The sequence below is a fragment of the Micromonospora sp. M51 genome (assembly GCF_018070305.1).
GTDB lineage: Bacteria > Actinomycetota > Actinomycetes > Mycobacteriales > Micromonosporaceae > Micromonospora > Micromonospora parva.
The window spans coordinates 1-7177 of record NZ_JAGPXZ010000281.1 but is presented as its reverse complement, the minus strand read 5'-3'; the positions used below and the strand labels follow the sequence as shown (position 1 = coordinate 7177).

The following is a 7177-nucleotide window of genomic DNA, read 5'->3' as shown; positions in this document are numbered from 1 at the left end:
GACGGAGACACAGGCGAAGTCGGGGAACACGGGGACCTCGGCCAACCCGGTCGACGAGGAGGCCGCCAAGGGCGGCACACCAGCGACCGGCCGCGCGGCCGTAGGCCGGGCGACGGTCCCCGCCGATGCGCCTGCCCCGAAGTTCACCAGGGCTCCAGGTATGACGCCCCCGCCGGAGCAGCCGGGCGAGGACGACGGGGCGGGTGACAAGACCGAGGCGACGCCCAGCGCCGAGGCGCCGACGTCGGCCGCCGCCAACCCTCCGGGTCCGGCGGCGACACCCTCGACCCGTCCGACGACCACCCAGCCGATCGGTGTCCGGCCCGGCCAGGCGACGTCGGCCGGGTCCACCGGCACCCAGCCGCGGATCACCCCCGCCATGACCCAGCCGCAGCCGGAGGCGGCGCGTGGCACTGCCACTGCCGGCCGTCCGGCCAGCGGCGGTGGCCTGCCGCCGGGGATCGGCAACCCGTCCGCCGTGGGGGCCGCCCGCGTCGGTGACGCGGTGCGCGCGGCGCGTACGTCGGTCAGCTCGGCCGCCTCCCGCGGGCCGCGCCGGGCCCGGCTGAACCTGAAGCGGATCGACCCGTGGTCCGTGATGAAGTTCGCATTCGCGGTGTCGGTGGTGCTCTTCATCGTCGTGGTGGTCGCCACCTCGGTGCTCTACCTGGCGCTGGACGCGATGGGTGTGTTCCAGAGCGTCAACGAGAGCCTGAGCGACCTGGTCAACGCCGGTGGTGGGCAGAGCACCAGCGGCTTCCAGATCACCGCCAAGGGCGTGATTCTCAGCTCGGCGCTGATCGGCCTGGTCAACGTGGTGCTGTTCACCGCGCTGGCCACGCTCGGCGCGTTCGTCTACAACGTCTGCGCCGACCTGGTCGGCGGGATCGAGCTGACCCTCGCTGAGCGGGACTGAGCCAACCGGGACGCCGGAGCATCGCGGAATGCGGTCGCTCCGGCGTCCCGTGCTCAGGTAGGTTTTTGCCGGCGACGACGGGCCCCGGCTCGCAGGCTCGGACCCCGATTTGGGGCCGGCAGAGCGGATGGGTTAATCTTGCTCGTCGCAACGCGGGGCTATAGCTCAGTCGGTTAGAGCGCAGAGCTGATAACTCTGAGGTCGATGGTTCGATTCCATCTAGCCCCACCGCAAGTCGTCCGACGGTAGTCGAGCGCGAGGGGTCGCCCCATGTTCAAGAAGCTGCTGATTCTGGCTGGCGTCGTCGGTGTGGCCGCCGTCGTGTTCAACAAGATCAAGGCGTCGAACGATGAGCGTGCCCTGTGGCACGAGGCGACCACCGCGCCCGACCTGCGCTGACGTCCGGCCCGGCGACGAGTGATCGTCGCGGTGGCCACCACGGGGCCCTAGCTCAACTGGCAGAGCACTGCCTTTGCAAGGCAGGGGTTAGGGGTTCGAGTCCCCTGGGCTCCACCAGCACCTTCCCCGGTTGATCTCGGTCGGAGTGCAGCCAAGCCGGTTACGCCGTCCCCTCGTGGCCGAGAATCCGGTCGATGGCCGAGGCAGCCTGACGAGCCCGCGCCGGCAGAACGTGGCCAAGGTGTCGGCCTTCATCCGGATCGTGGAGTGCCCAAGCACCTCCATCACCGTCCGCAGCTCCTCGCCCTGGTCGAGCAGGAACGTGGCGAACGCGTGCCGCAAGTCGTGCAGGTGCGATGTGGCGACCTACGGCTTCGAAGACCTCCAGTTCTACAGTGAGGTCGCCCAGCCGATCGAGCACTGGTCACTGCGCGAAGAGGTCGCCGACGGAGCCCTCCGGGACCAGGCCAACCCACATTCTGACCCGACACGCATCCGCGACACAGATCGCTGCTGGGCCGGAGCTGTAAGGGGCATCCATGGAATCACCTGCCACCCCGACGTGGGTCATGACAGTGGAGTATGCCGGCGTGTCGCCTGCTTGGTGTGAGGACGACGGCGCCACGGATGACTCACGTGTGAACCCGATCGCCATATCGAGAATAGGCGATCATGCGACCACCCTGAGCGCGGTCGTCGCGGCCGTCACCGAACAAGAGGCCCGCGAGATCGGACTGGTCGGCCTCGGACGTTGGGCGCATCGGATCAGCCTCAGCACGCACAATCCGACCGTAGTGGCGCTGTTTGCCAGGTGCATCGGATAGTCGGAACACCCCGGCGCTACTCGGTTCGTCTGGTTGAGGTCAAGGCAAGTCGGTCGATCCAATCCGGAATGGATGGACCCGGGCGACGCGCCACGCCGTGGGTTTAGCCCCCTGTTCGCAGGGGATCCGCGCTCATGCGGATAGACATCGACGAGCCGAATGCTGTCGAACAGTTCTGGGAAGGGATGCGGGAGGTCGCCGCCGCCGCTACCCGGCACCAGGACGACGACCTGTACCAGGCGATCGTCAAGATCGGCAGATCCGCTCTGGCCCAGGGGGTCGAACTGGTGCCGTCCAGTGGCTTCTTCCTGCAGTGCCCCGTCTGCAGCGCCAGGTCAGGCCAGCGCTGCATCAACGTGCCGGCCCACCCGTTGAGCGAGGACGCACTCCATCCGGCGCGCGTCGAGCTGGCCGAGAAGGCGATCAGCGGTGAAATCCCACTGCCTGCGCCGATCCGGTGACCACTCTTCCGACGACGCGGAGCTGTCTCCGTGACGTGACTCGTTGGGTGATTCGCACGGGCGGGATCGGCGGCGCGGTCAGGCGGGCTGGGTGAGTGAGATGGTTTCGCCGCGCGTGATGGTGCGCACCTGCCCTGCCCAGCCACGACGGCGGGCCTCCTCGACGAAATGCGCCAGCGGGGAGCGGAAGACCGGATAGTCGTCGTAATGGATTGGCACGGTCAGCCGCGGACGGACCAGCTCCACCAGGTCCGCACCCTGGCGGGCGTCCATGGTGAGCAGGATTCCGGCGACCTTCGTGCCGCCGAGGTGGATCAGCATCGCGTCGATGTCCGGGTAGCGTTCGGGGATCGCGGTGAGCAGCGGCCGGTTGAGGGTGTCGCCGGTGACGTAGAGCCGGAATTCCCGCCGCCCGGAGCGCTCCACGTCGATCATCGTGCCCATCACGTCGGGCATCAGCAGGTCGAGCACGCCCGGGCCGTGTTGTCCGGGCATTGAGGTGAGGCGCACTGTCGTACCGTCGCGGTGCAGTTCCCGGGACGACCACGTCGGCAGGCCCTGTGCGGCCTGGAATCCCCAGCGGCGCAGCTTGCGTTCCGCGGCGGGGGTGGTGACGATCGGCAGCTCCCGGTCCAGTTCCCGACGGGCCACCCGGTCGAAGTGGTCGCCGTGCAGATGGGAGAGGACCACCGCGTCCAGACCGGGAAGCTGGGCGATCCGCAGTGCCGGGTCCGTGCGCCGGCGCGACCACAACCCCTTGCCCAGGTACGCCCGCTGGCCCCGGTGCAGAAAGTTCGGGTCGGTCAGCAGGGTGAATCCGCCGATCCGCAGCACCGTCGTGGCGGTACCGATGAACGTCACCTGCGGTTGCTCTGCCACGGTGTCCACCTCCTCCGGCTCCGGTACCCCGGTGAGCCGGCGGCATGCGGCGTGCCGACGCTCAGTGCGTCGAGTCGCTGTTGTCAGTCGAGGCGGTGTCGGGTCGGGCCTGGGGCACGTGCTCCATCAGCTTCGTGAGTGCGCCGTTGGCGAAGGTGGCACCGAGCGCCGACCCGGCTCCGATGGTCCAGCCGACCGGCCCGAGCGGGGTGCAGCCGAAGAACTGGCTCACCCCCGGCGTCTGCACCACCACGACCAGCACGCCCAGTGATGCCACGGTGGAGGCCAGCACGGCCGGGCTGGTGCCGCCGGCCAGGATGGTCTGCCCGAGTTGGGTGCCGACCAGGGAGACCAGGGCGACGGTGCCCGCCCGTTGGCGGCGTCCGGTGTAGCGGGCCAACGTCCAACCCGCTGTCGCGCCCAGCGTGGTGGCCGTCGCCCGCAGCCCGATCTCCCTGGTGAGGCTCTCGCCGAGCGCCCTGTCCGGGCCCTCCCGCAGCAGCGCGTCGGCGCGGTCCGACGCGGGTGGCCGGACCGCGATGGCCAGCGCCGGCGCCAGGTCGGTGAGCAGGTTGACCAGCAGCAGTTGTCGCCCGGTGAGCGCGGAACGGCCGGTCGCCGCGGCGCTGAGCACACTGAAGGCGATCTCGCCGAGGTTGCCGCCGACCAGGATGCTCAGCGCGTGCCGCACCGACGACCACATCGCCCGCCCTTCGATCAGGGTCGCGATGATGGTTTCCAACCGGTCGTCGGTGACCACCAGGTCGGCTGCGGCGCGGGCGGCCGGGGTGCCCCGCTGGCCGAGGGCGATGCCGACGTCGGCCAGCCGGATCGCCGGGGCGTCGTTGGCGCCGTCACCGGTCATCGCCACTGTCCGCCCGCACTTCTGCAACGCCTGGATGATCCGCACCTTGTGGGCAGGGGTGCAGCGGGCCACCACGTCGGTGTTGGTCAACCGTTCCGCGAGCGCGTCGTCGTCCAGTTGGTCGAGTTCACCGGCGGTGACCACCCGCTGTTCGTCGTGGTCGCTGATGGTGGCGGCGATCGCCTCGGCGGTGGTCGGATGATCGCCGGTGATCATGATGGTGTGCACGCCGGCCTGCCGGATCCGGCGTACCGCAGGGGCGGCGCTCTCCCGCACACCGTCGGCGAGGGCCAGGAAACCCACGAAGGTGAGCCCTCGAACGTCGGAGTCGGTGACCGTCGAGTCGTTCACCGGGCACTCGGCGACGGCCAGGATCCGGTTTCCGGCACCGGCCCGGTCGGCGAGCATCCGTTCCAACTCGGCGCGGCCGGCGTCGTCCATCGGCTCCTGACGGCCGTCGGTGCGTCGGGACGAGCAGCGGGGCAGCACCGTCTCCGGAGCACCCTTGACGCTCAACAGCAGGTGACCGTCGGTCCGTCCGATGCTCGCGTGGTAGCCGCGGGACGGCTCGAACGGCAGGCCCCCGGCAGCGTGCCAGCCGGCGGCACCGGTCTGCTCCACCACGCCGGCCTCCCCGGCGCCCCGCCGGACCGCCCGGTCGGTCTGCAACGCCAACTCCTCCGGATTCTTCGCGGCGGGGGTGGCCCGCAGCGCCGCGGCCAACGTCATCCGGAGCCGGTCGTCCAACCGGTCCACCGGCGCGTACCGGTCACCGACGCCGTCGCCGACTCCGGCGAGCAGCAACTGGCCCTCGGTGAGGGTGCCGGTCTTGTCGAAGCAGAGCACGTCCACCCGGCCCAACGCCTCGATGGTGCGCGGGTTGCGGACCAACGCGCCGTGCTCGGCCAGCCGCCGGGCCGCGGCCAGCTGCGCCGCGCTGACCAGGAACGGCAACCCCTCCGGCACCGACGCCACGGCGAGGTTCGCGGCGGTCGCCGCCGTTTCGGCCAGGGGTACGCCCCGAAGCAGGCCCGCGCCGGCCACCGCTATCGCGGAACCGGCCGCCAGCGGGATGGCGGTGCTGGTCAACGAGCCGAGCCGAGCCTCCACCCCACTGGTCGGGGGTGCCTGCCGCACCAACGCGAGGCTGCGCCCGGCCTCGGTGTCGTTGCCGGTCGCCACCACCACTGCGGTGCCGTGCCCGGCGGCGACCGTGGTGCCCTCGTAGAGCATCGAGTGCCGGTCGGCGACGGCGGCGGCGACCACCGGCCGGTTGGACTTGGCGACCGGCAGCGACTCACCGGTCAGCGACGACTCGTCGGCCTCCAGGCCCACCGACTCGAGCACCCGGCAGTCGGCGGGCACCGAGTCTCCCGGTTCGAGGGCGATGACGTCCCCGAGGACCAGGTCCTCGGCGGCGAGCACCTGATCGGCGCCGTCCCGACGGACCCGTGCGGTCACCGCCGACCGCGACAGCAGCTCCGCCAGTGACCTCTCGGTGTTGCGTTCGTGCACCGCCCCGATCAGGGCGGACCCACCGACCACGCTGCTCACCAGCGCGGCGTCGACAAGTGAACCGAACGACGCGGAGAGCACCGCCCCGGCGGCCAGCACCGGGGTGAGTGGGTTGGACAGCTCGTCCAGGAAGGCGCGCAGCAGCCCACCACTTCCGGGTTCGGCACCGCCGTCGGCGCCCGAGCTGTGGCGTCGGCGCTGCGCTTCCGCGCTGGTCAGGCCGTCCGGCGTGGAGCGCAGGTGGTCGAGCACCGTACCGACGGGCATCAGGTGCCAGGCGGTCGTCACCGGTGCCGGGGTGTCCGACTGGTCGTGCAACCGGCGGGCCTGCCAGACCCCGTTCGCGAAGGCCAACCCGGCCGCGCCGTTCACCGCGACGAGCGACCGGCCGGGCAGTTCGGTCGGCGGGGCCGTGAACGCGCCCAGCGCCCCGAGACCGGTGCCGGCCATGGCCAGCCGAATGTTCTGCTGGGCGGTACGCCGAGCCACCCCGGTCGCCTCGATCATCAGGGCCACCACCCGCAGGTCGGCACCGACCAGCAGGTGTGCGCCCCACGGGGGCAGCTCCTCCGGCGCGGCGAACCCGAGACCGCAGTCGGACGCGCCGAGCGCCTTGCGGTCGGCGGAGACGAGCATCACCATCGCGCCGTCGCGCTGTAGTCCGCGGACCGACTCGACCAACTGGTCCCCGCCGGGCAGCATCGCGTCGGCGAAGCCGTACCGCTGCTCGTCGCCACCGGCAACGATCAGCCGCAGGCCGGCCCGCCGCGCGGCGGCCGGCAGCCCGTCGACACCGGGTGCGGGTTCCGGCTCGACCCGCAGGAGCGCGGCGAGCCGGTCGCCGTGGGCGAGGCCGAGCAGTTGGCCGCCGGCCGAGCGCAGCCGGCCCGCGTCCGCGATGGCGTCCAGGTGGTTCGCGGGCATCTGGTCCAACGGTCCGAGCCGCCAGCCGTCCGCCGCACGGGAAGCGGCCGGATCGTCGGGGTCGAACAACGCGAAGGCCCGCTCGGCCACCTCGTCAACGTCCGCGTCGGACGCCGGCGCCAGGTCGGCGAGTACGCCCCGGTCCGAGCCGAGCACCGCGGCGTCGAGCACGAGCGTGTCGATCCGGTCCAACTCCCGCAGCACACTGCGGTCCATCGCGATCACCCCGCGCCGCGCCAGCATCCGGCCGAGCTGGGCGGCGTACCCCTCACGTCCACTGCCGGGCGCCTTCGGCAGCGCCGACAGGCCCAGCGCGGCGGCCCGCTTGCGCCCGGCGAAGGGCACCGCCGCAGCGCCGGCCGCCGCGCCGGCGGCGAGCATCCGGTTGATGTAC

The 7177-nt window shown here is 71.5% G+C and carries 7 protein-coding genes and 2 tRNA genes; 6 read left to right on the top strand and 3 right to left on the bottom strand.

Annotated elements, in window-relative coordinates:
• The 4 genes from KBX53_RS16650 to KBX53_RS16635 form a co-directional block, all read left to right on the top strand.
• Positions 1-916, top strand: a 916-nt coding sequence (locus KBX53_RS16650; protein ID WP_210860224.1) for a DUF3566 domain-containing protein, incomplete at its 5' end; no start/stop codon positions are given.
• Positions 917-1070: 154 nt separating this feature from the next.
• Positions 1071-1144, top strand: a tRNA-Ile gene (locus KBX53_RS16645).
• A gap of 42 nt (positions 1145-1186) precedes the next feature.
• Positions 1187-1315, top strand: coding sequence for a DLW-39 family protein (locus KBX53_RS16640; RefSeq protein ID WP_209444550.1), 129 nt, complete (start codon positions 1187-1189; stop codon positions 1313-1315).
• A 41-nt stretch (positions 1316-1356) separates the two neighbouring features.
• Positions 1357-1432: transfer RNA gene (locus KBX53_RS16635), tRNA-Ala, on the top strand.
• Here KBX53_RS16635 and KBX53_RS16630 read toward each other — a convergent pair.
• Positions 1403-1657 carry a hypothetical protein gene (locus KBX53_RS16630; RefSeq protein WP_247675730.1) on the bottom strand — a complete coding sequence of 85 codons (255 nt, stop codon included), beginning with the start codon at positions 1655-1657 and terminating at the stop codon, positions 1403-1405. The genes KBX53_RS16635 and KBX53_RS16630 overlap by 30 nt on opposite strands.
• Before the next feature lie 227 nt (positions 1658-1884).
• On the opposite strand from KBX53_RS16630, the gene KBX53_RS16625 reads away from it, so the two are divergent.
• Positions 1885-2139, top strand: a complete 255-nt coding sequence (locus KBX53_RS16625) for a hypothetical protein (RefSeq protein WP_210860222.1) — start codon at positions 1885-1887, stop codon at positions 2137-2139.
• Between the two features lie 134 nt (positions 2140-2273).
• Positions 2274-2600 (top strand): hypothetical protein, encoded by a 327-nt coding sequence (locus KBX53_RS16620; RefSeq protein WP_156057547.1) that lies wholly within the window; start codon positions 2274-2276, stop codon positions 2598-2600.
• A gap of 78 nt (positions 2601-2678) precedes the next feature.
• Here KBX53_RS16620 and KBX53_RS16615 read toward each other — a convergent pair whose 3' ends face one another.
• Positions 2679-3479 (bottom strand): MBL fold metallo-hydrolase, encoded by an 801-nt coding sequence (locus tag KBX53_RS16615; protein ID WP_210860219.1) that lies wholly within the window; start codon positions 3477-3479, stop codon positions 2679-2681.
• A gap of 61 nt (positions 3480-3540) precedes the next feature.
• The coding region (locus tag KBX53_RS16610) for a cation-translocating P-type ATPase (RefSeq protein WP_210860217.1) at positions 3541-7177 on the bottom strand (3637 nt) is incomplete at its 5' end.